The sequence below is a fragment of the Campylobacter avium LMG 24591 genome (assembly GCF_002238335.1).
Classification (GTDB): domain Bacteria; phylum Campylobacterota; class Campylobacteria; order Campylobacterales; family Campylobacteraceae; genus Campylobacter_D; species Campylobacter_D avium.
The window spans coordinates 918213-940678 of record NZ_CP022347.1 but is presented as its reverse complement, the minus strand read 5'-3'; the positions used below and the strand labels follow the sequence as shown (position 1 = coordinate 940678).

25 protein-coding genes are annotated in these 22466 nt (G+C 33.2%); 21 read left to right on the top strand and 4 right to left on the bottom strand.

The window, feature by feature from the left end; genetic code table 11:
- Positions 1–47: 47 nt before the first annotated feature.
- From CAV_RS04780 to pstB, 4 genes are read left to right on the top strand one after another with little or no spacing between them, the layout of a single operon-like run.
- Complete coding sequence (locus tag CAV_RS04780; RefSeq protein ID WP_094325363.1) at positions 48–1037, top strand: substrate-binding domain-containing protein; 990 nt, start codon at positions 48–50, stop codon at positions 1035–1037.
- Positions 1034–1948 (top strand): phosphate ABC transporter permease subunit PstC, encoded by a 915-nt coding sequence (pstC, locus tag CAV_RS04775; protein WP_094325362.1) that lies wholly within the window; start codon positions 1034–1036, stop codon positions 1946–1948. The genes CAV_RS04780 and pstC overlap by 4 nt, the downstream gene beginning before the upstream one ends.
- Positions 1945–3042 (top strand): phosphate ABC transporter permease PstA, encoded by a 1098-nt coding sequence (gene pstA, locus CAV_RS04770; RefSeq protein WP_094325361.1) that lies wholly within the window; start codon positions 1945–1947, stop codon positions 3040–3042. The genes pstC and pstA overlap by 4 nt, the downstream gene beginning before the upstream one ends.
- Positions 3036–3776 (top strand): phosphate ABC transporter ATP-binding protein PstB, encoded by a 741-nt coding sequence (pstB, locus tag CAV_RS04765; RefSeq protein WP_094325360.1) that lies wholly within the window; start codon positions 3036–3038, stop codon positions 3774–3776. Before pstA ends, pstB begins: the two co-directional genes overlap by 7 nt.
- Position 3777: 1 nt before the next feature.
- Here the strand turns inward: pstB and CAV_RS04760 are convergent, their stop codons facing one another.
- Genes CAV_RS04760 through CAV_RS04750 form a run of 3 tightly spaced genes read right to left on the bottom strand, consistent with a single transcriptional unit; the run spans position 3778 to position 6141 of the window.
- On the bottom strand, positions 3778–5205 hold the full coding sequence (locus CAV_RS04760; protein ID WP_094325359.1) for a Mur ligase family protein: 1428 nt from the start codon (positions 5203–5205) through the stop codon (positions 3778–3780).
- Positions 5202–5933, bottom strand: a complete 732-nt coding sequence (locus CAV_RS04755) for an alpha/beta fold hydrolase (RefSeq protein ID WP_094325358.1) — start codon at positions 5931–5933, stop codon at positions 5202–5204. Before CAV_RS04755 ends, CAV_RS04760 begins: the two co-directional genes overlap by 4 nt.
- A gap of 1 nt (position 5934) precedes the next feature.
- Complete coding sequence (locus tag CAV_RS04750) at positions 5935–6141, bottom strand: type II toxin-antitoxin system Phd/YefM family antitoxin (RefSeq protein ID WP_094325357.1); 207 nt, start codon at positions 6139–6141, stop codon at positions 5935–5937.
- Between the two features lie 105 nt (positions 6142–6246).
- On the opposite strand from CAV_RS04750, the gene ispG reads away from it, so the two are divergent.
- The 12 genes from ispG (at position 6247) to CAV_RS04690 (ending at position 18179) form a co-directional block, all read left to right on the top strand.
- On the top strand, positions 6247–7311 hold the full coding sequence (gene ispG, locus CAV_RS04745; protein WP_094325356.1) for a flavodoxin-dependent (E)-4-hydroxy-3-methylbut-2-enyl-diphosphate synthase: 1065 nt from the start codon (positions 6247–6249) through the stop codon (positions 7309–7311).
- Between the two features lie 41 nt (positions 7312–7352).
- Positions 7353–8753 (top strand): replicative DNA helicase, encoded by a 1401-nt coding sequence (locus CAV_RS04740; protein ID WP_094325355.1) that lies wholly within the window; start codon positions 7353–7355, stop codon positions 8751–8753.
- A gap of 9 nt (positions 8754–8762) precedes the next feature.
- On the top strand, positions 8763–9722 hold the full coding sequence (gene lpxD, locus CAV_RS04735) for a UDP-3-O-(3-hydroxymyristoyl)glucosamine N-acyltransferase (RefSeq protein ID WP_094325354.1): 960 nt from the start codon (positions 8763–8765) through the stop codon (positions 9720–9722).
- Positions 9723–9724: 2 nt separating this feature from the next.
- Positions 9725–11014: a bifunctional UDP-N-acetylglucosamine diphosphorylase/glucosamine-1-phosphate N-acetyltransferase GlmU gene (gene glmU, locus CAV_RS04730; protein ID WP_094325353.1), complete on the top strand. Its 1290-nt coding sequence runs from the start codon at positions 9725–9727 to the stop codon at positions 11012–11014.
- Positions 11011–12168: a bifunctional phosphopantothenoylcysteine decarboxylase/phosphopantothenate--cysteine ligase CoaBC gene (gene coaBC / locus CAV_RS04725; RefSeq protein ID WP_094325352.1), complete on the top strand. Its 1158-nt coding sequence runs from the start codon at positions 11011–11013 to the stop codon at positions 12166–12168. The genes glmU and coaBC overlap by 4 nt, the downstream gene beginning before the upstream one ends.
- Positions 12153–12776, top strand: a complete 624-nt coding sequence (locus tag CAV_RS04720; protein WP_245807381.1) for a hypothetical protein — start codon at positions 12153–12155, stop codon at positions 12774–12776. The genes coaBC and CAV_RS04720 overlap by 16 nt, the downstream gene beginning before the upstream one ends.
- 3 nt (positions 12777–12779) lie before the next feature.
- Complete coding sequence (gene uppS, locus CAV_RS04715; protein WP_094325351.1) at positions 12780–13448, top strand: polyprenyl diphosphate synthase; 669 nt, start codon at positions 12780–12782, stop codon at positions 13446–13448.
- Positions 13445–14212: a prepilin peptidase gene (locus CAV_RS04710; RefSeq protein ID WP_094325350.1), complete on the top strand. Its 768-nt coding sequence runs from the start codon at positions 13445–13447 to the stop codon at positions 14210–14212. The genes uppS and CAV_RS04710 overlap by 4 nt, the downstream gene beginning before the upstream one ends.
- Positions 14196–15209: an LptF/LptG family permease gene (locus tag CAV_RS04705; RefSeq protein ID WP_094325349.1), complete on the top strand. Its 1014-nt coding sequence runs from the start codon at positions 14196–14198 to the stop codon at positions 15207–15209. Before CAV_RS04710 ends, CAV_RS04705 begins: the two co-directional genes overlap by 17 nt.
- 1 nt (position 15210) lies before the next feature.
- Positions 15211–15927: a tRNA pseudouridine(38-40) synthase TruA gene (gene truA / locus CAV_RS04700; RefSeq protein WP_094325348.1), complete on the top strand. Its 717-nt coding sequence runs from the start codon at positions 15211–15213 to the stop codon at positions 15925–15927.
- A 121-nt stretch (positions 15928–16048) separates the two neighbouring features.
- The gene (locus CAV_RS04695; protein WP_342744130.1) at positions 16049–16933 is read left to right on the top strand and encodes a cysteine ABC transporter substrate-binding protein; all 885 of its coding nucleotides are present in this window, start codon (positions 16049–16051) and stop codon (positions 16931–16933) included.
- Positions 16934–16955: 22 nt separating this feature from the next.
- On the top strand, positions 16956–18179 hold the full coding sequence (locus CAV_RS04690) for an MFS transporter (protein WP_094325347.1): 1224 nt from the start codon (positions 16956–16958) through the stop codon (positions 18177–18179).
- Here CAV_RS04690 and CAV_RS04685 read toward each other — a convergent pair whose 3' ends face one another.
- Positions 18180–19448, bottom strand: coding sequence for a M20/M25/M40 family metallo-hydrolase (locus CAV_RS04685; RefSeq protein ID WP_094325346.1), 1269 nt, complete (start codon positions 19446–19448; stop codon positions 18180–18182).
- Positions 19449–19549: 101 nt separating this feature from the next.
- On the opposite strand from CAV_RS04685, the gene CAV_RS04680 reads away from it, so the two are divergent.
- Genes CAV_RS04680 through CAV_RS04660 form a run of 5 tightly spaced genes read left to right on the top strand, consistent with a single transcriptional unit; the run spans position 19550 to position 22465 of the window.
- Positions 19550–19795, top strand: coding sequence for a hypothetical protein (locus tag CAV_RS04680; RefSeq protein ID WP_094325345.1), 246 nt, complete (start codon positions 19550–19552; stop codon positions 19793–19795).
- Positions 19792–20220 (top strand): effector protein CiaD, encoded by a 429-nt coding sequence (gene ciaD, locus CAV_RS04675; protein ID WP_094325344.1) that lies wholly within the window; start codon positions 19792–19794, stop codon positions 20218–20220. The genes CAV_RS04680 and ciaD overlap by 4 nt, the downstream gene beginning before the upstream one ends.
- The gene (locus tag CAV_RS04670) at positions 20189–21304 is read left to right on the top strand and encodes a tRNA nucleotidyltransferase/poly(A) polymerase family protein (protein ID WP_094325343.1); all 1116 of its coding nucleotides are present in this window, start codon (positions 20189–20191) and stop codon (positions 21302–21304) included. The genes ciaD and CAV_RS04670 overlap by 32 nt, the downstream gene beginning before the upstream one ends.
- Complete coding sequence (gene purU / locus CAV_RS04665) at positions 21297–22124, top strand: formyltetrahydrofolate deformylase (protein WP_094325342.1); 828 nt, start codon at positions 21297–21299, stop codon at positions 22122–22124. Before CAV_RS04670 ends, purU begins: the two co-directional genes overlap by 8 nt.
- Before the next feature lie 50 nt (positions 22125–22174).
- Positions 22175–22465: a hypothetical protein gene (locus CAV_RS04660; RefSeq protein WP_094325341.1), complete on the top strand. Its 291-nt coding sequence runs from the start codon at positions 22175–22177 to the stop codon at positions 22463–22465.
- Position 22466: the final 1 nt, after the last annotated feature.

Below are 22466 nucleotides of genomic sequence, written 5' to 3'. Positions count from 1 at the left end.
TTTCCATTTTCTTTTAAACTTAGAAGAAAATTTTTCAAGGAGTTTATATGAGAAAAGCAATTTTCTTATCTTTAAGTGCTTTTTCTTTAATGTTTGCAAATGAGCTTAAAATAGCTGGTTCATCTACGGTTTATCCATTTACTAGTTTTGTAGCAGAAGAATATGCAGCTGTGAAAAATACTAGAACGCCAGTGGTTGAAAGTATAGGAACCGGCGGCGGATTTAAAGTTTTTTGTGAAAATAAAATAGATGTTGCAAATGCTTCAAGGGCTATTAAGCCAAGCGAATTTGATGTTTGTAAAAAAAATGGGGTTAAAGATGTCTTAGGTGTTATGATAGGTTACGATGGCATAGTTTTAGCTCAAAATAAAAGCAACATACCTCTAAATGTTACTATGAAACAACTTTTTTTAGCTCTTGCTAAGGATATTCCTCAAAATGGAAAATTAATCCCAAATCCTTATAAAAACTGGAATGAAATCGACCCTTCTTTACCAAAAAGAAAAATTTCAATTTATGGACCACCTTCAAGCTCAGGGACAAGAGATACTATAGAGGAACTTTTGCTTGTAAAGCAGTCTAAGAATTTCAAAGAATACGGAAAAGAATCTGGAAAATATAAAACCATAAGACAAGATGGTGTTTATATACCAAGTGGAGAAAATGATAATTTAATAGTAACTAAGCTTGTGGCTGATAAAGATGCTGTAGGGCTTTTTGGCTACGGCTTTTTAGCTTCAAATAAGGACAAAATTTCAGCCGCAAAGATAGATAATATAGAAGCTAATGAGAAAAATATTTCAGAAGGAAAATATTCTCTTGCGAGATCATTATATATATATGTGAATGCTAAAAATACTGCCGCTATTGATTTTGCCAAGCTTTATATGAGCGATGATTTATCATCAAATAAGGGTGAGTTATCAAAGATAGGTTTGGTTCCTTTGAATGCTGATGAGCTTAAAAAAACACAGCAGCACATAGATAAAGCCGGGCTTTTAAATGATGAGCTAGTAAAGGCAGGAAAAGTCTTTTGATAAGAGAAAAGCTTATAAAATTTAGCCTTTTTTTATGTGCCTTAGTAAGCGTAGTGGTAAGCTTTGCCATTATGCTTACTGTGCTTATAGAAGCTCTTAAGTTTTTTCAAAAAGAAAGCATTTTTACCTTTTTATTTTCCACTCAGTGGGCTGCAGATCAAGCCTTTGTTTCCATAGACGGAACGACAGGACACGGGGTTTTTGGGGCTGCTTCTTTGTTTTGGGGCACCTTTTATATCTCTGTTATAGCTATGATAACAGCTCTTCCTTTAGGTGTTATGTGTGCTATTTATCTTGGTTGCTTTGCTGGTAAAAAGTCCAAAAATTACTTAAAACCTGTTTTAGAAGTTATCGCTGGAATTCCAACCGTTGTTTTTGGATTTTTTGCTGTTATAGTTATAGCCCCTTTTATAGTTATGTTTTTTTCAGCTCTTGGCATAAGTGCTAGTTATGAAAGTGCCTTAGGAGCCGGTTTTATAATGGGTATAATGATAGTGCCTATAGTTGCGTCTTTGTCTCAAGACTGTATCGAGGCTGTTAATGCAAAAAGGATAAATGCGGCGTATGCACTTGGTATGACTAGAAAAGAAGTTGTCTTCGCTGTTATCTTGCCAGAGGCTATGCCAGGCATTATAGCTGCTTGTTTGTTAGCTCTTTCAAGAGCCTTAGGAGAGACTATGATAGTTGTTATGGCTGCTTCTTTAAGGCCTAATATGAGCTTTAATTTTCTTGAAGATATGACAACAGTTACCGTGCATATAGTCCAAGCCTTGCAAGGCGATCAAGCCTTTGATAGTTCTTTAGCCTTGAGTGCTTTTTCTCTCGGGCTTTCTTTATTTATCATAACTCTTATTATAAATATGATAAGCGTTTATTTAATTAATAAATTTCATAAAGGAAAAAGTTTATGAAAATATTTTTAAAGCAACGCAAGAAATCATCTAAGAGATTTAAACTGTTTTGCAAAACAGGGCTTTATATAAATATGGTATTTTTGATAATATTTTTAGGAAGTATCACTTATCTTGCATTTCCAGCATTTAGTCAGACTTATGTTTTAATTAAAGAAGATAGCAATGATTCTGTTAAAAATTTATTATCAAGAACAGAAAGAAGAGTTTTAAGAACTGAGCAAAATTTAACTTTTCCAAGATGGATGCTTGCAAATTCTGAAGTTGATCAATTTGTTAAAAATAAATTTAACCGTCTTGAAGAATGGGATAGGTATCTAGTTTTTAGACTTATGCAAGAAAATGAGGTAAAAAGGAAATTTAATATATCTTTTTTTGCTAATGGAGATTCTAAGGTAGCACCCGAAAATTCTGGTATTTTAGCTTCCGTTGTAGGAACCTTGCTTTGTATGATTGTGTGTATGGTAGTAGCTGTGCCAATAGGTGTTGCTACGGCTATTTATTTAGAGGAATTTGCTAAACAAAATTTACTAACTCATACCATAGAGGTTTGCATAAATAATTTAGCAGGAATTCCTAGTATAATTTTCGGACTTTTAGGACTTGGTCTTTTTATAAATTTTTTTGGTATGCCACGTTCCTCTGCTCTTGTCGGCGGTCTTACCTTAGCGATAATGTCTCTTCCTATTATAATAGTATCTACAAAAGCAGCTTTAAAAAGTGTAGATGTGAGTATGAAAAATGCAGCCGAGGCACTAGGTTTTACAAAATGGCAAATGGTAAAAGGTATCATTTTGCCACTTGCTATGCCTATGATACTTACTGGTTCTATCTTAGCACTAGCCCAAGCCATAGGAGAAACAGCTCCTTTGATGATCATAGGAATGATAGCCTTTATACCAGATGTGGCAGCTTCTTTGAGTGAGCCAACAACGGTTTTACCTGCCTTGATTTATAATTGGGCTTCTATGCCAGAGAGGGCTTTTTTAGAAAGGGCTGCAGCCGGAATTTTAGTTCTTTTGGCTCTTTTAGTTGTGCTTAATTTGAGTGCTATATTGTTAAGAAAATACTTTCAAGGAAAACATTCGTGGTAGCAAAAGTAGTAAATTTAAACCTTTTTTACGGCAAAAAACAAGCTTTATTTGATATAAATATGCAAATAGCTAAGAATAAAATTACGGCACTAATAGGTGCTTCTGGTTGTGGTAAATCCACTTTTCTTCGTTGTTTTAATAGAATGAATGATAAGATAGCAAAGATTAGCGGACTTGTAGAAGTCGGCGGCAAAGATGTTCGTTCTCAAGATGTTGTTGTGCTGAGAAAGAGGGTTGGTATGGTTTTTCAGCAACCAAATGTATTTGTTAAAAGTATTTATGAAAACATAGCTTATGCCCCTAGATTACATCATATGATAAAAAGCAAAGATGAGGAAAGAGCTTTAGTTGAATCTTGTCTTACTAAGGTTGGTTTATTTGAGGAAGTAAAAGATAAGCTTAAAACAAATGCCATGGCATTATCTGGAGGTCAGCAACAAAGACTTTGTATAGCTAGAGCTTTGGCTATAAATCCAAGCCTATTGTTACTTGATGAACCAACTTCAGCACTTGATCCTATCTCATCTGGCGTTATTGAAGAGCTTTTAAAGGAGCTTAGCCATAATCTTTCTATGATAATGGTAACTCATAATATGCAGCAAGGAAAACGTGTGGCTGATTACACAGCCTTTTTTCACTTAGGAGAATTAGTTGAATTTAATGAAAGCAAGGAATTTTTTGAAAATCCAAAGGAAGAAAAAACAAAAGCTTACTTAAGCGGTGCTTTTGGTTAAGCTACATAAAATTTGGTGCGTCATTTGAAAAAAGCACCAAATCCCCATTTTGCGTTACCTTAGCAAGTGTATCGACTAACTCATTTTTATCTTTTAGTATGATTTTTTCTATGCTTAATTCTTTATTAAAAAGCTCGGCATTTTTATGGCTTGTGATGATGGCTAAATCAAAACATTTATTTATGATTTTTGCTAGTTTTATATTTTCCTCATCATTTACTTCCATTATGCCCGGACTTACTAAAACCCTGCGTCCCTCATAATTTTTGCAAAGCTCGTAACTTTTACTCATACCGGAAAAATTTCCATTAAAGCCATCATCTATTATAAATTTTGGCTCTTTTGAGATGATTTGTAGTCTGTGTTCTACTTGCTTTACATTTTTTAATCTTTTTTGAATTTCATCCACACTAAGCCCTAAATACCTAGCGCAAATTATGCAAGCACAAAGATTGTAAGCATTAAATTCTCCAAGCAAAGAGGCTTTAAACTCACACTCTTTTTCATCTAAGCTCATCTTAAAGCAAAGTCCATCAAGTGAGGCTTTTACTTCTTTTATCCTAGTATCATATATGAGCTTTTTCTCATCTTCGCTTTCTTTTGTGCTACTGTGTAAGAAAGCCTTTTGAAGTCTTTTTGAGCTAAGTGCTTCAAGCTTTGTTTTTCTTATATTTTCCTTGTTTTTAAAGTATTCTAAATGTGAGCTTCCTATCTCGCCCACTATGCAAAGCTGAGGATTTAAAAGCTTAGTTATTTCTAGTATATCTCCCTTTTTTCTAGCTCCTGCTTCGGCTATGTAAATTTCGCTATCAGAGCTTAAATTTTCATTTATATCCTGAACTATACCCATAAGGGTATTTACGCTTCTTGGAGTTTTATAGGCTAAAAAATCATCCTTTAAAAGATCGTATAAAAAATTTTTAATGCTGGTTTTTCCATAACTTGCGGTGATTAGGATGATTTGTAGTTCCTTCATAGAGCTAATCTTTTTTTTAGCCTTTTTGTAAAAATATCTAGCCTCAAAGAAAGAATAAATTTTTAAGATAAAAAGTGCTAAAAAAGGAGCTAAGATAGAAAATCTATAATCCACATCCTTTATGATAAGGGCAAAAAATAAAACAAAAAGGCCGTTAAATACAAAAAAAAGCTTAACCTTTTTTGTAAAAACCAGCTTTTTATCAAGCTTTTTATGCCAGATAAAAAGTATTAAACAAAAGGGCAAAAATAAGAGCAAAAAAAGCTTGTAAGAGTATGCAAAAACTAGGCTTGGCAAGAGTAAAAAATAAAAATGCCACAGGGGTTTTGAAAAATGAAAGCAAATTCTTTCTATCTTGTATGAATACCACTGCAAGGCAGTTATAAGATAAAAAGATAAGGCAAAAGAAAGTGCAAAGATGGCTGTTGTTAAGCCGATGTATTCGTAATTCATTTTAGCTCTTTTTTACAAAATTCGTCTATACTTTTAGCCTCTTTTAAAAAGAAAAAATGATCTCCTTTTAGACTATAAAATTTACTATCTTTTATAAGAGAGTGGATTTTTTCTCCGCTTTTTAAAGGAGTTGCGCTATCATCTTCGCCCCAAAATATCAAAGCATTTGTTTTTAAAGAGGCAAAAATTTCGCTAAAATCCTCATCCACAACCCTCTTAAAAGTCTTATACATAAGCTCACTCATACCTTTTACATCTTTTGAGACAAAATACTTTCTAAGTTTGCTAAAACCTAGAAATTTAAAAGCCTTAAAAAGTGCTATTTTAGCTTTAATTTTAAAGCTTTTTTCCCATTTTATACCGGCACTAGATAAAAGTATGAGATTTTTTATGTCAAGTTCTTTACAAAGCAGAGCCGAAATTTTACCCCCAAAAGAATGTCCCATTATGGTATCAATTTTGTAATTTTTCTCACTTATGAATTTGGCTAAAAGCTTTGCATGCTCAAAGCTATCTAGGTCCTTTTTTATACTTGATTTTCCAAAGCCAAACAAATCTACATAAATATGCTTATATTCTTTAAAGTTCTTAGCAAAGGCTTGTTTCATAAGTTCTTTATTAGCTCCCCAGCCGTGTAGTATGAGTAGGATTTTTTCTTTTTCTAAATTTAGAACCTCATATGCTAAATCATAGCTTTCATTTTCAAAATTCACTTCAAAAATAGCCATTTTAAACCTTTTGTTTGCTATGTATGAGTTCTAGTAAATTTACGGCATTTATTAGTCTTTCGTATTCATTCATGCTTAGCATCACTGCTTGAAATTTGTTATTTTTTAGTATCACTATCTTACCTTCTTTATCTACCTTATCAAGCATGGTGCTAAAATTTCTAACAACATCTGTAGCGGTGTAAATTTCATCTTTATTAAAGGTCATATTGTCTAACACTTTTGCGTAAAATTTTATGTATTTTAACCTAAGTATTTTAAAATTTTACTAAAAAATACTATAATTTTAAAAAGCCAATACAAAGTGTAAACAATGCAGTATAAGAGATTTAAAACAAGACAGGTAAAGGTTGGAGATGTTTTAATAGGAGGCGATGCGCCCATTTCAGTGCAGTCTATGCTTTTTTCTAAGACAAGGGATATTGAAGGCTCTTTAGAGCAGATAAATAGACTTTATTTTGCCGGTGCTGATATAGTGCGTTTAGCTTGTTTAGATATGACGGATGCAAGAGCCTTAAAAGAAATCAAGCAAAAAAGCCCCCTGCCGCTAATAGTTGATATACATTTTAATCACAACTTAGCTGTTTTTTGTGCTGAATTCATAGACGCTGTTAGGATAAATCCGGGAAACATAGGCTCAAAGGAAAATGTAAAAGAGGTGGTAAAGGCTTGTAAGCAAAGAAAAATTCCTATAAGAATAGGCATAAACCACGGATCCATAGAAAAGCAATTTAGCGATAAATACGGCTACGGGCTTGAGGCTATGCTAGAAAGTGCTAAATACAACATAAAGCTTTTAGAGGATTTGGACTTTTTTGATATAAAAATTTCTATGAAAACTTCTGATGTGCAAAAGACTATAGAGGCTTATGAAAGGCTTAGAGAGCTTTGTGATTATCCTTTTCATCTTGGAGTTACTGAGGCTGGGACCAAATTTCACAGTACCATAAAAAGCTCTATAGCCTTAGGCAACTTACTTTTAAAGGGCATAGGAGATACCATAAGAGTTTCTATGACAGGAGAGCTTGAGGAGGAAATCAAGGTTGCAAGGGCTATTTTGCAAGATAGCGGAGTGCAAAAAAGCGGGGTAAATATCATCTCTTGTCCAACTTGTGGAAGGATACAAAGCGATCTTGTAAAGGCTATAAAAATAGTTGAGGAAAAAACAAAGCATATAAAAGAACCTCTAAATATAAGCGTTATGGGTTGTGTTGTAAATGCCTTAGGAGAGGCAAAGGGTGCTGATGTGGCCATAGCTTTTGGAAAAAAACAAGGTCTTGTGATAAGACAGGGCGAGGTTGTAGCAAAGCTTAAAGAAGAAGAGCTTGTGGATAGATTTTTACTTGAGGTAGAGGATGAGCTTAAAAGCAGGCTGTAGTGGCTTTAGTTTAAATTTGAGAAATTTAATTTGGAATAATTATGCTAAATGATGAATTATTTGACATAGACGCTGAAAGGTCTATACTTAGCTCTTGCATTCAAAGCGAAGAGGTTTTTAACACTGTTAATAACGACTTAAAAGCTAGTGATTTTTCTGTTTCCTTGCATTCTAATATCTTTGAAGCTTTGAGTAAATGTTATGCTGCTGGCGAGGTTGCTGGCTTTAGCTTCATTAAAAAATACAAAGACATAAAGCAAGATGATTTTTTAGATATAGCTTCAACGGTTGCTTTGGTAGATGTTAGCAAGTATGTTAATCACATAAAAGAACTCTCTATAAAAAGGCAGTTATTAAGCTTTGCGCATTTAATTCCTTCTAAAATTTCAAAACTTTCCGTGGCTGAACTTCTTGAAGACATAAATAAGGAAGTTTTTCACATCACCAGCAAGATAAATACCGCTGATATAAAAAGTATTGATTTGATTGTGGATGATTTGCTGGAAAATTATAAAAAGATAAAGAAAGAAAAAAAGGGCGATTTAGTAGGCCTTGATACTGGTTTTTACGAGTTAAATAAAATGCTAAGAGGATTTAAGGGCGGTGAATTAATAGTTCTTGCGGCAAGGCCTGGTATGGGCAAAACAAGTCTTTGTTTAAATTTCATAGAAAAGTCATTAAGAAATGACTGCGGGGTTGTGTTTTTTTCGCTTGAAATGCCTGCGGTGCAAATTTTACAAAGAATGATAGCAGCCCGTGCTTCCATAGCACTTCAAAAGGTCTTATCAGGAGATTTAACAACAGATGAGTGGAGCACGGTCTCGCATATTTGTAATGAATACTCAAACAAAACATTTTACATATATGATAGTGGCTATGCTGGCGTGAGCGATATATCAGCTATTTTAAGAAAGCTTAAAAATCAGCACGATAATATAGGGCTTTGCGTGGTTGATTATATAGGCTTGATGATGAGTTCTACAAATAGATTTCAAGACAGACACTTACAAGTTGCTGAAATTTCAAGGGGTTTAAAGCTTTTAGCAAGAGAGCTTGACATGCCTATCATAGCTCTTTCTCAGCTAAATAGAAGCCTAGAAAGCAGGTCTAATAAACGCCCTATGTTAAGTGATTTAAGAGAAAGTGGCGCTATAGAACAAGACGCCGATGCGATATTATTCGTTTATAGAGATGAAGTTTATAGAGAACAAGAGGAAAAAGAAAGGATAAACAAAGCAAGAGCTGAGGGCAAATTAGATACATTTATTCCAAGCTTTGAGGCAAATCCTATACAAGAAAAGGCGGAATTAATAGTTGGTAAAAATAGAAATGGTCCCGTAGGAACTGTTGATTTGGTTTTTAGCAAGTTGTATTCTACCTTTCATGAGCTTGCAAAAGAGGAAGTGCCTGTGAAAATCAATACCACAAATGTAGAATTATAAGGAGATTGTATGAGATTAAGCGAGATAGCAAAGTTTTTAAATCTTGAATTTAATGGCAATGATATAGACATAACAGCTTTAAATTCTTTATCAAAAGCAGGACTTGACGAGCTTACTTACTGTGATAGTGATAAAAATGCCAAAAATATACCGCTTTGTGGAGCTGGAGCCATAATAGTTAGCAAAAAACACGTAGATTTAGTCCCAAAAGACATGCAAAAATTAATCAGCCCAGAGCCGCATTTAAGCTTTGCTTATCTTAGTAAATTGTTTGCTAAGTCTTTATTTTGCACTACGCAAGAAAGAAAAATTTCAAGTACAGCTAAAATAATGCCAAATGTTTATATAGGAAAGGGTGTTGTTATAAAAGATAATGTTACCATAATGGCAGGAGCTTATATAGGAGATAATGTTTATATAGATGAAAATACCATAATCCACCCAAATGTAGTTATTTACAATGATACAAAGATAGGCAAAAGATGTCATTTGCTTGCAAATTCTGTTATAGGAAGCGATGGTTTTGGTTATGCGCACACTAAAAACGGAGAGCATATTAAAATTTATCACAATGGCAATGTCATCTTAGAAGATGATGTTGAAATAGGTGCTTGCACTACTATAGATAGAGCGGTTTTTGAAAGCACCATTATAAAAAAAGGCACAAAGATAGATAATTTAGTGCAAGTAGGACATAACTGCGATATAGGAGCAAATTGTCTTATAGTCGCTCAAACAGGGCTTTCAGGCTCATCTATTTTGGGAACTAATGTTACTATGGGCGGTCAAAGTGCTACAAGCGGACATTTAAAAATAGGCGACTTTGCTACCATAGCTGCAAGAGGCGGGGTCAGCAAGAGTCTAGAGGGCGGCAAGGTTTATGGAGGCTTTCCTATAATGCTACAAAAAGAGTGGCTAAAACTTCAAGCAAAGATAGCTTCAGCTTTTAAAGACAAAAGCAAGGAGTAGCTATGAAAGTTTCTATCGTTATCTTAGCAGCTGGGCTTGGCACTAGGATGAAATCAAGCAAGGCTAAGGTCTTGCAAAAGCTTTGCGGTAAAAGTATGATTTTACACATTTTAAAACAAGCCTTTACACTTAGTGATGATGTAACTGTGGTGCTTTCACACCAAAAAGATTTGGTAAAAGAGTGCATAGAGGCTGAATTTGAAAATGTTAAAATTTTAGAACAAGACTTAAAAAACTACCCAGGAACAGCAGGAGCTTTGAAAGGATACAAGGCAAAGTATGAAAAAACCTTGGTTTTATGCGGGGATATGCCCTTAGTTAGCTTTACTTCTTTAAAAAATATCTTAGAAAAAGAAGCTGATTTTTGTGTAGCTGTGTTTAAGACAGATGATGCAAAATCTTATGGTAGGGTGGTGCTTGTAAATGATGAAGTGCAAAAGATAGTAGAGTTAAAGGACGCAAATAAGCAAGAAAAAGATATAAAAATTTGCAATTCCGGTGTCTATGCTTTTAAGAGTGAAATTTTAGCTAAGTTTTTGCCCTTAATATCAAATGAAAATGCACAAAAAGAATACTATTTGACCGATTTAGTTTTTCTAGCTAAAAAAGAATACAAGATAAAGGCTGTTTTTGTGGATGAGCTTGAATTTATGGGCATAAATGATAAATTTGAGCTAAGTGTGGCTGAAAATTTAATGCAAGAAAGATTTAAAAAAGAGCTTATGAAAAATGGAGTTATTATGCATAATCCAGCTTCTATTTTTATAAGCTTGGATACTATTTTTGAGGGCGAGTGTGAGCTTTATGAAAATGTTAGGATAGAGGGCAAGAGCTTTATAAAAGATAGTATTATAAAATCATCTTGTGTTGTTGAGGATTCAAGCCTTGAAAACAGCGATATAGGACCTCTTGCACATCTAAGGCCTAAGTGTGAGCTTAAAAATACCCATATAGGAAATTTTGTGGAGTGTAAAAATGCTAAGTTAAACGGGGTAAAGGCAGGGCATTTAAGCTATCTTGGAGACTGCGAGATAGATGAGGGCACAAATATAGGCTGTGGGACCATAACTTGTAATTATGACGGGCTTAAAAAACACAAAACAAAGATAGGTAAAAATGTCTTCATAGGCTCTGATACCCAGCTAATCGCACCTGTTGAGATAAATGATGATGTCATTATAGCCGCTGGAAGCACTGTTACAAGTGATGTTAAGAGTGGTGCCTTGTATATAAATAGAGCCCCGTCAAAACAAATTGATGATTATTTTTATAAAAAATTTGGCAAAAAATGAAAACTATTTTAATCGCTGTAAGTGCTAGCATAGCCTTTTACAAAGCTTATGAGCTAATATCTTTGTTTAAAAAAGAGGGTTTTAGAGTAAAGGTTTTGCTTAGCAAAGGACTTTTAAAATTTGTTTCAAAACTTAGCTTTGAGGCCTTAGCAGATGATGTTTTGTGTGAGGAAAATGAAGATTGGACATCTTATAAAAATCATATTCATTTTACTAGAGATTGCGATATTATAGTCTTTGCACCAGCTACTATAAATTCTATAAACAAGCTTGCACTAGGTATAGCAGATACTTTATTTATACAAGCATTAATTGCAGCAAAAGCTCCTTTAATAATAGCTCCAGCTGCAAATACTGCTATGCTTCATCATTTTAGCACTCAAAACTCACTTAAAATTTTAGAAAAAAACGGTGTCTTAATCATTCCTAGCATTAGAAAAGAACTTGCCTGTAAGGATGTGGGAGAGGGTGCTTTGGCTGATGTTTTTGATATATTTTGCGTGGCTAAAAGAGAACTTTTAAAAGAGGATTTTTTTAAGGATAAGACTATCATTATCACAGGTGGAGGCACCAAAGAAAAGATAGATGATGTAAGATGTATAAGTAATCTTTCTAGTGGCAAGATGGCTAAGGCTTTAGCTGATGCTTTTTATTTTTTAGGTGCTAGGGTGGTTTTTTTAAGCTCTGTAAGCTTTAAAGTGCCTTATGAGATTTTAAAATATGAAAGCTCAAGTGAGTTAAAGGCTCTTTTAAACGAATACAAAGAGGGCGATTTTTTGCTTATGCTTGCTGCGGTAAGTGATTTTTTGCCCAAAAAAGTTGAGGGTAAGATTAAAAAAGCCTCTCATCAAAATGGCTTAGTCTTAGAATTATCCTTAAATGAGGATTTGTTAGCAAATCTTGAGTTTAAGGGTAAAAAAATAGCTTTTAAAATGGAAACAGATGAGCTAAACGCTTTAAAAAACGCCAAAGAAAGCTTTAGACAAAAAAAGCTTGATATGCTTTGCTTAAATGTTTTAAACAAGCAAAATCCTTGCTTTGATTCAGATTTTAACGAGCTTAATATCTTACTTAAAAATAAAAGCATAAATTTAGGCTATGATAGCAAGATAAATTTAGCCTTTAAGGTGGCACAGCTATGCAAAGAGCTATGATAAATGCCATTTTGCCTGTGCATATGAAGGTTTTAGAGCACATATCGCATAATAGATACACCCTGCTTTTAAACAGCAAAAAAATCAGCACCAAAAGCCTTGTAGAGCTTGAGTTAAACGCAGAATATCTAGCTGAAATTTACGAGGGCAAGGGCGGGGTTTTATCCTTTAAAAATTTGGCAAAAAAACCAAATATATTAAGGTATGATGAGGGTCTTGCTTTGATTGTTAAAATTTTAGAAGAGGATTTTGACTTTAGACTTTTTGTCATTGAAAATTTACTAGCTTGCAAGGACACGCAAAGTTTTTTGATATATAAGGAAATGCTTTTTGCCCTAGCTCAAAACATATATCACATACCCTTTGTTTATGAGGAAAAAACTTGCTTGTTTCAGCTTAGAAAATCTGCTTTAAGGCTTGAAATTTATCTTTATTTTTCTGTCTTTGGTTCTTTGAAATTTATACTAGATGATAAGGGTTTAAGCCTTTATACTCCCTTTGCAAAGGTGGCTTCTTTTTTAAGAAAGCATTTAGAATGTGAAATTTATGAGGATAAAAACTTAAAAGCCTTGTTTGAATTTAAAAAATTACTTGATTTTAAGGGTTAGAATATGAATAAACTAAAGCATCTGGCTGTGGTTATGGATGGAAATAGACGTTGGGCTAAGATAAATGGCTTTTTAGAAAAACTTGGTTATTCTCACGGACTAAAAACCATACAAAGACTTATAGAGGTGTGCATTGATGAGGAGATTAAAGAGCTTAGCTTATTTGCTTTTAGCACTGAAAATTGGGCTAGGCCAAAGGATGAGATAGACTTTATTTTTTCTTTATTTGAAAAAACCTTAGATGAAAAATTGCATATATTTTTGCAAAATAATATAAAAATTCGTATCATAGGCAACACGCAAATGCTTAATGAAAGGCTTTTAACTAAGCTTAAAAACGCCGAGCAAAAGACTAAAGATTGTGATTTGCTTTGTGTTAATATAGCCATTTCTTACGGTGCTAAAGATGAGATAGTTCGCTCTGTAAATAGGTGCTTAGATAAGGGCTTAAAAATCACAGAGGAAAATATCACGCAAAATTTGGACTTGCCTCTTGATGTGGATTTGCTTTTAAGGGTAGGGGATGCAAAGAGGATTTCAAATTTCTTGCTTTGGCAGTGTGCTTACGCTGAAATTCATTTTAGCAATACCCTTTTTCCCGGACTTACAAAAAGAGAATTTAAAAGCATTATAAAGGATTTTTACAAAAGAGAAAGAAGGTTTGGTAAGTGATTTATTTATTTACCTTTGTTTTTGCGGCTTGTTTTGCTTCATTTTTTACCTCTTTAGCTGATAGGATTTCTTATAAAAGAGCCGTTTTTGCTAGTAGGTCTTACTGTGATAATTGTTTTAAAACTTTGAAATTTTGGCATTTAATTCCTATTTTTTCATATATTTTTTTAAAAGCTCGTTGCAGTTTTTGTAAAAAAAAGCTTTCTTTTCATTTGATTTTAGGCGAGCTTTTATGCGTAGCTTTGGCCTTTGTAGCTTTGTTTTATACTGAAAGCTTTGTTGATTTTTTATTACTTAGTTTGTATTTTTTTATACTTTATACGCTTTCGCTTATAGATATAAGGCTTAGAGCTGTTCCGGAGTTTTTGCTGTTTATCTTGTTTGTCATATCATTTTTTTACATGTTTGATAAGCTGGCATTTTTTGACTTTTATTCTGATAGTTTTTTGCTAAGAATTTGCCTTTTTGCCGGCTTTATATTTTTGCTTAAAAGCCTTGTTTCTTTTTTCTTAAATTTCAAGAAATACAACAAAAACTTAGAAAGCATGGGCGAAGCTGATATACTTTTAATATCTAGCATGTCTTCTATACTTGGTTTTTATCATAGTTTTTGCATGTTGTTTTTAGCTTCTTTATTAGCCATCATTCCTTGCATAAGGGCTAGGCTTAATGGTGATTTAAGATATGAACTTCCTATGTTTCCTTTTTTAAGCATATCTTTTGTGATAGTTTTTGTGGGTAGAAATTATGAAATTAATCTATAAATACACATTAAATCAATTTTTAAGCACATATTTATCGCTATTTTTAGTGCTTTTTTTAATTGTTTCTATGGTGTTTTTTATACAGCTTGCAAGGATAACCTCAAGCATTGAAATTTCTTTTGTGGATTTTTTAAAACTTTATAGCTTTACCGTGCCTAGAATTTTGATACTAACACTACCTATAAGCTTTTTTATCTCTCTTAGTTTAACTTTATATAGGCTTTCAAGGGAAAATGAAAGCATAGTGTGCTTTGCTTTGGGTTGCTCTCCTAAGGATATGGCAAATTTTTTCATAAAAATTTCCTTGTTTCTTAGCTGTGTAATGCTTGTTATATCCTTGGTTTTTATACCGCTTGCCTTTTCTTTGCAAAACAATTTTATAGATTACAAAAAAACACAGGTGAGTTTAAATTTAAAAACCGGAGAATTTGGGCAAAAATTTTTGGATTGGATGATATTTATAGAAAAGGAGGATAATTCCTTGTACGAAAATATCGTAATGTATCATCCAGATGATAAAGAACAAATGATTTTGGCTAAGAAAGGTTTTATACAAAGAGACAAGCAAAGCCTTTCTTTAAAGCTACTTGATGGCACTGTTTATAATTTCCAAACGAATGAAAATTTACACATAGCGCAGTTTGAAGATATGACTATAAACACTCTTTTGCAGGGTTTTTCCTCAAATCAATTAAATTTTTATGAGTATTGGCAAAGAATGAGCGTTGAGGATAAGAGGGCTAAGGAATTTGTGATTTATGTTTTAATCTCGCTTTTTCCTGTAGCTTCCACATATTTTGCCCTTTCTTTTGGGATTGTAACTTATAGATATGAAAAAGGGGCTATTTATTTTGGAATTTTTACCGTAATAGCCCTTTATTTTGGTTTATTAAGTGCTTTTTATAAGCCTCCTTTGCTTGCCGTGCTGGTAATTTTTACCTTATTTTTTGTAGCTAGCATTTTGTATTTTAAGAAAAATACTTTAAGTAGGTATTAGTTTGAAAATAAAGCTCATTTTTGCTTACGACGGCTCAAGGTTTTACGGTTCTGCTACTCAAAGGCACAAAAAAACAGTGCAAGATACTTTATTTAGAGCCTTGCAAGCTTTTAATATTAAAGAAATGCCACTCTTTGCCTCAAGGACAGATAAGGGGGTTCATGCCTTAAATGCGGTAGCTTTGATAAATACCATAAATTTAGACATTGATTTGCGGTATTTTGTAAAGAAGCTAAATTCATACTTAAATCCCAGCATACACATAAAAAGGGCATTTGTTGTAGACGATGATTTTGAAGTTCGCTTTGCTGTGAAAAAAAGACAGTATAAATACATACTAAATCACAGCACCTACAGCCCGTTTCTATCGCAGTATCAGCTTTTTTATCCTGCTTTGGATTTATCAAAGACTAATGAGCTTTTGTCGCTTTTTCTTGGAGAAAATGATTTTAAATTCTTTCAAAAGCAAGGAAAGGAAAACACCATAAGAACTATTTATAAGGCCAATGCTAAAAGATACAAGCATTATACTATTTTTACCTTTGAGGCCAATGGTTTTTTAAGAGCCCAAGTAAGATTGATGATGAGTGCGGTTTTAAGAACTCTTGAAGCTAAGCTTAGCAAGGATGAACTTTTGCTTCAAATCAAAGCAAAAAAAGAATTTGTAAGGGTATTAGCACCGCCAAATGGCTTGTATTTGAGTAGAATTTATTATTAGGTGCGAAAAATTTACTCATTTATTATTTAAGTAAATAAATTTATTTGTTATTTTTGTCGTTTAGAATGTATTTTATAATATAATAATACTCATATTATCTTATTTTAAAGAAAGGAAAGATATGAAAAAGTTTTTTTCACTCATTGCACCATTTTTCTTTGTTGCGATGATAACAGCTTGCGGTGATAGCTCTAAAAAAGAAGCTAGTAGCGAAACAAATGCTACAAATTCTACTGAAGTATCGCAAAATAGCGGTAGCTTAGATGCGATTAAGAAAAATGGAGTTATAAGAATAGGCGTTTTTGCTGACAAACCTCCTTTTGGTTTTATTGATGAAAAGGGTGTAAATCAAGGCTATGATATAGTTTTTGCAAAGAGAATAGCCAAGGAATTACTAGGCGATGAAAACAAGGTTCAATTTGTACTTGTTGAAGCGGCAAATAGGGTTGAGTTTTTAAAATCTGACAAGGTTGATTTAATCTTAGCAAATTTCACTCAAACACCAGAAAGAGCCGAGCAGGTTGATTTTACACTGCCTTATATGAAGGTTTCATTGGGTATTGTTGTTCCTGCTGATTTAAATGTAAGCTCAGTTGATGATATAAAAGATTTAACCTTGATACTAAATAAAGGCACCACAGCGGACGCTTATTTTAGTTTAAATCATCCTGACATTAAGAGCCTTAAATTTGACCAAAATACAGAAGCGTACGAAGCCTTTTCTAGCGGTAAGGGCCAAGCTTTCGCACATGATAACACCTTGTTATTTGCTTGGGTGAAAGATAAACCTCAGTTTAAGGTTGCTATAAAAGAGCTTGGCAATAAAGATGTTATTGCTGGAGCCGTTAAAAAGGGCAATGCAGAGCTTAAAGCCTTTGTTGATGATTTGATTGTAAAGCTAGCTGGTGAAAGATTTTTTAATCAAGCTTATGAACTTACTTTAAAAGACGCTTTTACAGATGATATAAAAGCTGAAGATATAGTTATCGAAGGTGGTAAGCTATAAACAAGGGGTCAAAAGACCCCTTTTGTCAAAAGAACAAGCCTTTAAAAATACTCTCTATGCCTCTTTTGGTGGAATTCTAGAATTTTACGATTTTATTTTATTTGTATTTTTTACCTCTATATTTGCGCAAATTTTCTTTCCTCCTAATAATGAATTTTGGGCTGAACTTGGAGTTTGGATTAGCTTTGGGGCTGGTTATTTAGCAAGACCATTTGGAGCCTTGATTTTTGCACATTTTGGAGATATTAAGGGCAGGAAGCCTGTATTTTACATCAGTATGCTTTTTATGATTATACCAAGCTTTGTTTTGGCCTTTTTGCCAACTTATGAAAGCATAGGTTTGTTTGCGACCATTTTACTTTTTGCTGTAAGGATAGTTCAAGGCCTAGCTGTTGGGGCTGAAGTATCTGGTGCTTGGGTCTTTGTGAGCGAATTAGTAAGCGAAAAATACAAATCCCTAGCCCTTTCTTTCATATCTGCTACCCTTACTGTGGGTTTATTATTAGCCGCACTAATAAGTCTTTTTATAAATTTTTATTTTACTCAAGAGGAGATAAAAGAATACGCCTGGCGAATTCCATTTATAATAGGTGCTGTATTTGGGATTATAGCTTGTTTTTTAAGAACAAAGCTTGTTGAAAGTCCTGTGTTTTTAAAGCTTGTAAATGAGGATAAAAGGCTTAAATTTCCATTACTACAAGCTTTAAAAACTCATAAAAAAGCAATGCTAGTTTGCGTTTTAATGAGCGTGATTTTAAGCTCTGGCGTGGCCACTCTTACGATTATACCAAAGCATTTTGATACTTTATTTGCCTTTAGCGAAACTCAAAAAATTCTTTATACAAATCTAGCAAGCGTTTGTATCATACTTGGAAGCTTAACGCAAGGGCTTTTGGCTACATTTTTTGGTAATTATAAAATTTGTTTTATTTTTTCTTTATCATTTGCATTTTTTGGCGTTTTGCTAGGTTTTTATGATGATAATTTTTTGCTTTATTATCTTTGTGCTTGTTTTTCGCAAGGCATTATAAGTTTTGCGCCTATTTTTATGACTAAGGTTTTTAGTGCAGAGCTTAAATTTAGCGGACTTGCCTTTGCTTACAATCTCTCATACTGCATTTTAGTCTTTTTTACACCCTTTGTTGTGAATGCCATTTATGAGGATAAGATAGCTTATTATATGCTTTTTGTGGCTTTATCGTCTTTGCTATGTATAGTTTTGGTAAAACATCTAGATAAAGATTGATTACTTATAAAGCTTTAAAATGTCCTTAAGTGCGGCGTAAATTTTATTTACAGAATCTATCTCACATCTTTCATCAACTGAGTGTGGATTATGTATATTTGGACCTATGCAAGCACAAATCAGCTTTTGCTTTTTTTCTATTATCCCGCACTCAAGACCAGCATGCACGGCTAAGATCTTGCAATTTTTGATATGCTTTTTAAGAGCATTAAGCACGTCTAGGGCAAATTTGCTTTTGCTAGCTTGCCAAGGTTCGTAAAAATTTGAAAAAGATATCTTAAAACCAAAGCTTTTAAAGAAAATTTTACTCTCCTCTTTTATCCTTAACAAATCATCAAGAGTGTTTGACCTGGCAAAAAACTCTATATCAAGCTTTTCATCTTGAATTTTAAAAAGCGATAAATTTATGCTCGTTCTTACTATTTGCAGTTCTTTATCATAGGCTCTAACGCCCTGTGCAAAGGAGGCCAAGCTTTTTAGAATTTTAGAGCTTTGTTTTATGATTTTTGCCTTTTTCTTGCCTAGGTATTTGCATTTGATATAAGAATTTTCTTTAGGTTTTTTCTTAAAAGCCACCAAGGCTTTTGCGTGTTTTGCGATGGAATTTATCCTTTCTCCTCCTTGAAAATCAACCAAAACACCGTTATTTTCTAAGATAAAATACGCTAGTTCTTTAATGGCATTTTTTACATTATTAATTATATCTATGCCCGAGTGTCCGCCTTTAAAATTTACAGTATCAAGCTCATAAATTTCACATTCTTCTTCTTTAAAACTTAGCTTCATACTAGCCTTAATATCCACGCCGCCAGCACAAGAGATAATCACCTCGTTATCAACCTCATGGTCTAAATTTAGCAAAAATTTTGACTTTATCTTGTGTTTTAGGTTCTTAACTCCTATAAGCCCAACTTCCTCGTCATTTGTAAAAAGACATTCCACATCATCAAATTCTTTTAAAACCTGCATCATCATGGCTACGCCCATTCCATTATCAGCACCTAAGGATGAATTTATCGCACTTAAAATTCCATTTTTTTCTTCTAAGATTATATTTGGTGCTTCGCCCATGCACACCATGTCATAGTGACTTTGCAAGCAAATTTTAGGATTTCCCTTTATACAGTGTATGTTAAAAGCCTCATCTACGCTAACCTTGGCACCGTTTTGCTTTGCAAAAGCACATAAAAAATCAGATAGTTTTTTAGTGTTAAAACTGCAGTGCGGGATTTTACTTATTTCTTTAAAATTTCCTATGATTTCGCTCATAAAACTTCCTTGGAATGAATGTAGCTAGGAATTTATTATAAAAAAATTAATACAAAATTAAAGCCTTTGTGTTATTATTATAAAAATGAAAGGTTTTGTTTATGATACACACAGTCACTGAAGCGTCCATTTATGAAGCTCAAGGCTTAAAAAGCGAGGCTTTAGAAATTTATAAAAATATTTTAAAAAAAGACCCGCAAAATGCAAATGCCATAGACGGCGTAAGAAGGCTTAGCGGCTTAAGATCTCAGCACAAAGACTTAAATACAGAAATGCTAGATTTTTTTATAAATATGCAAAGCGATGATGAAATAAATGAATTTAAAAGGTGGTTGATAAAGATATGAATTTAGAGGATTTGGCTAGAAAAACCATAGACGAGCTTAATACCCAAATGAGTTCTGATGAGAGCAAAGAGCCTCAAAAAGAGCTTAATGAGGCTACGAAGGATTTGCAAGAGGATGTAAGCGAGCCCGAGGAGCTTGCTTTTAATCCTTACGAGCAAGAATTTAAATTAAGTAGCGATAAAGAAGATGAGGAGCAAAACGAACTTTTTGCAGCTAGTGCAGAGCCTCAAAATATCGAGCTTAAGGACAAAGAGGAATTAAGCTTTAATGATGAATTTTTTTTAAAAAATATCAAAGAACGCATTTTAGTGCTTTTTGAGGGTTTAAAGGCCACTAAGAAAGAGAATTTAGAAGATAGACTTGATTTAACCATAAATTTTTTAGAGTTTTTGCTTGCAAATATCGAAGATAGACTTAAGAAATAACGCAAAACTTGATTTTATTAAAAAACTCCTAGCACCGCACACAAAGAGGGTGTATTTGGTTGGCGGTTGTGTTAGGGATTTGCTTTTGGGCTTAAAGATTAGCGATTTTGACTTAGAAATTTATGATTTATCTTTTGAGAAATTTGAAGCTTTAATGAATGATATAAAGGCAAATGGGGTTGGCAAGAGCTTTTTTGTATTTAAGTATAAAAATTTTGACCTTTCTTTGGCTAGGTATGAAAATAAAATTTCAAAAGGACACAAGGGTTTTGAGGTAAGAATTTGTAACGATGAAAAGCAGGCGTGCAAGCGTAGGGATTTTACCATAAATTCTATGATGATAAATATCTTTACCAATGAGTTTTTAGACTTTTACGAGGGTTTTTCTCATTTACAAAAAAAGCTTTTAAAACATATAGATGACAATAGCTTTAAAGAGGATAGCTTGAGAATTTTAAGGGCTGTGCATTTTGTCTCTCGTTTTGATTTGCAAAGTGATACTAACACTCTAGCCTTAATGCAAAGTATGGATATAAGCGACTTGAGCTTAGATAGGATAAATGCCGAGCTTTATAAATTTTTTAAGGCTAAAAATTTGCTTGCTGGCTTTTTGTTGCTTCAAAATTTGAATTTAGAAGAAAGGCTTTTTTATCATAAAAGCAATGATAAAGCTTTTTTAGAGCTTTTAGAAAAAAGCAGAGAATTTGTGCGTAGCGAGGCTTTGTTTTTGTATCTTTATCTTAATTTTTTTAATATAAATAAGAATTTATTTTTTAAAAAAACTAAGATAAAAAACGATTTGCACACGGCTTCAAAGCAAGTTTTTGTGAAAGAAAATTTAACAATGAAAAAAATGTGCGAAATAGCTTTAAACATGCCGCTAAAAGAGTGGCTAGGGCTTTGGAGTGAAGAAAGGATAGCTTTAGCTAAAAAACTAAAGCTTTATGGTGAGAGCTTAAAAATTTATGTAAATATGGATGAGGCTATGAAGCTTGGCCTTAAGGGGGCTGAGTTGGGACTGTATAAAAAAGCACAAGAGGATATTTTTATAAAAAACTACATAAAGGGGTTTGCAGATGAATGAATTTATACTAAAAATATTTTGCGATGACGAAAAGGGACTTATATATAAAATCTCTGATTTAATTTTTTCTTTTAATCTTAATATCATTAAAAATAACGAATTTGTAAGTGATGGCAAATTCTTTTTTAGAGCCATTTTAGAAGGCAGTTTTGATGAGGCTAAATTTTTAGATACCTTAAGGCAAAAATTGGCCAAAAACTCAAATATAGAGCTTCATAAACGGGCTAAGAAAAAAATAGCCATCCTAGCCACAAAAGAAACGCACTGCCTTGGAGACATACTCATCAAGCATTACAGCAAAGAGCTTTTAGCTGATATAGAGCTTGTTATATCAAATCATAGTGATTTGCAAAATTTAGTAGAGCTTTTTGGTATCAAATTCCACACAGTAAGCCATAAAGATATAAGTAAAGAAGAGCACGAAGCGCGCATTTTAGAGCTTTTATCAAAGTACAAGCTTGATTATATAGTTCTTGCTAAGTATATGAGAATTTTATCGCCCGAATTTGTGGAAAAATATGAAAACAAGATTATTAACATACATCACTCATTTTTGCCAGCTTTTATAGGTGCGAACCCGTATAAACAGGCCTTTGAAAGAGGCGTTAAGATAATAGGCGCAACAGCTCACTTCGTAAATGATATGCTTGATAATGGGCCAATCATAACTCAAGGGGTGATAAATATAAATCACGACTACAGTTGGCAAGATATGAAAAGAGCAGGGCAGAGCGTGGAAAAAGATGTGCTTTTAAAGGCTTTGGAATTGGCTTTTGAGGATAGAATTTTCATACATAAGAACAAAACTGTGATTTTTTAAGCTTGGAATGAAATTTGCTTTAGCTTGTCAAACAACACAAAGGATTTGCCATGATAAGCCCTGTATCACAAAAAACTAATGAATATTTTGTTGAAATACAAAGCAAAAATAAAAGCTCTGATGAATTTCAAGCTACTTTAAATGACATCAAGAAAAAAGAAGATAAAAAAAGTGATGTTGAGAATGAAAACGACCTTGATTTAAGCACGGTAAGAAAAAATTTCGAACTTTATGCTAAAAATAAATTTTATGTTGATGGCTTAAAACAAGCTGAGGAAAAGCACTTGCAAAAGCTATTTGATGTGATAGATGGCAAGGATAGCAATTCTTTTTCTCTTTAAG

Excerpts from the sequence above, each read along its gene's own strand:
- CAV_RS04660 (WP_094325341.1), top strand. The coding sequence starts at position 22,175 with ATGATAAGCCCTGTATCACAAAAAACTAATGAATATTTTGTTGAAATA.
- ciaD (WP_094325344.1), top strand. The coding sequence starts at position 19,792 with ATGAATTTAGAGGATTTGGCTAGAAAAACCATAGACGAGCTTAATACC.
- pstA (WP_094325361.1), top strand. The coding sequence starts at position 1,945 with ATGAAAATATTTTTAAAGCAACGCAAGAAATCATCTAAGAGATTTAAA.
- CAV_RS04695 (WP_342744130.1), top strand. The coding sequence starts at position 16,049 with ATGAAAAAGTTTTTTTCACTCATTGCACCATTTTTCTTTGTTGCGATG.
- CAV_RS04705 (WP_094325349.1), top strand. The coding sequence starts at position 14,196 with ATGAAATTAATCTATAAATACACATTAAATCAATTTTTAAGCACATAT.
- CAV_RS04755 (WP_094325358.1), bottom strand. The coding sequence starts at position 5,933 with ATGGCTATTTTTGAAGTGAATTTTGAAAATGAAAGCTATGATTTAGCA.
- CAV_RS04740 (WP_094325355.1), top strand. The coding sequence starts at position 7,353 with ATGCTAAATGATGAATTATTTGACATAGACGCTGAAAGGTCTATACTT.
- glmU (WP_094325353.1), top strand. The coding sequence starts at position 9,725 with ATGAAAGTTTCTATCGTTATCTTAGCAGCTGGGCTTGGCACTAGGATG.
- coaBC (WP_094325352.1), top strand. The coding sequence starts at position 11,011 with ATGAAAACTATTTTAATCGCTGTAAGTGCTAGCATAGCCTTTTACAAA.
- purU (WP_094325342.1), top strand. The coding sequence starts at position 21,297 with ATGAATGAATTTATACTAAAAATATTTTGCGATGACGAAAAGGGACTT.
- CAV_RS04780 (WP_094325363.1), top strand. The coding sequence starts at position 48 with ATGAGAAAAGCAATTTTCTTATCTTTAAGTGCTTTTTCTTTAATGTTT.
- uppS (WP_094325351.1), top strand. The coding sequence starts at position 12,780 with ATGAATAAACTAAAGCATCTGGCTGTGGTTATGGATGGAAATAGACGT.
- lpxD (WP_094325354.1), top strand. The coding sequence starts at position 8,763 with ATGAGATTAAGCGAGATAGCAAAGTTTTTAAATCTTGAATTTAATGGC.
- ispG (WP_094325356.1), top strand. The coding sequence starts at position 6,247 with ATGCAGTATAAGAGATTTAAAACAAGACAGGTAAAGGTTGGAGATGTT.
- CAV_RS04685 (WP_094325346.1), bottom strand. The coding sequence starts at position 19,448 with ATGAGCGAAATCATAGGAAATTTTAAAGAAATAAGTAAAATCCCGCAC.
- CAV_RS04750 (WP_094325357.1), bottom strand. The coding sequence starts at position 6,141 with ATGACCTTTAATAAAGATGAAATTTACACCGCTACAGATGTTGTTAGA.
- CAV_RS04680 (WP_094325345.1), top strand. The coding sequence starts at position 19,550 with ATGATACACACAGTCACTGAAGCGTCCATTTATGAAGCTCAAGGCTTA.
- CAV_RS04720 (WP_245807381.1), top strand. The coding sequence starts at position 12,153 with ATGCAAAGAGCTATGATAAATGCCATTTTGCCTGTGCATATGAAGGTT.
- CAV_RS04760 (WP_094325359.1), bottom strand. The coding sequence starts at position 5,205 with ATGAATTACGAATACATCGGCTTAACAACAGCCATCTTTGCACTTTCT.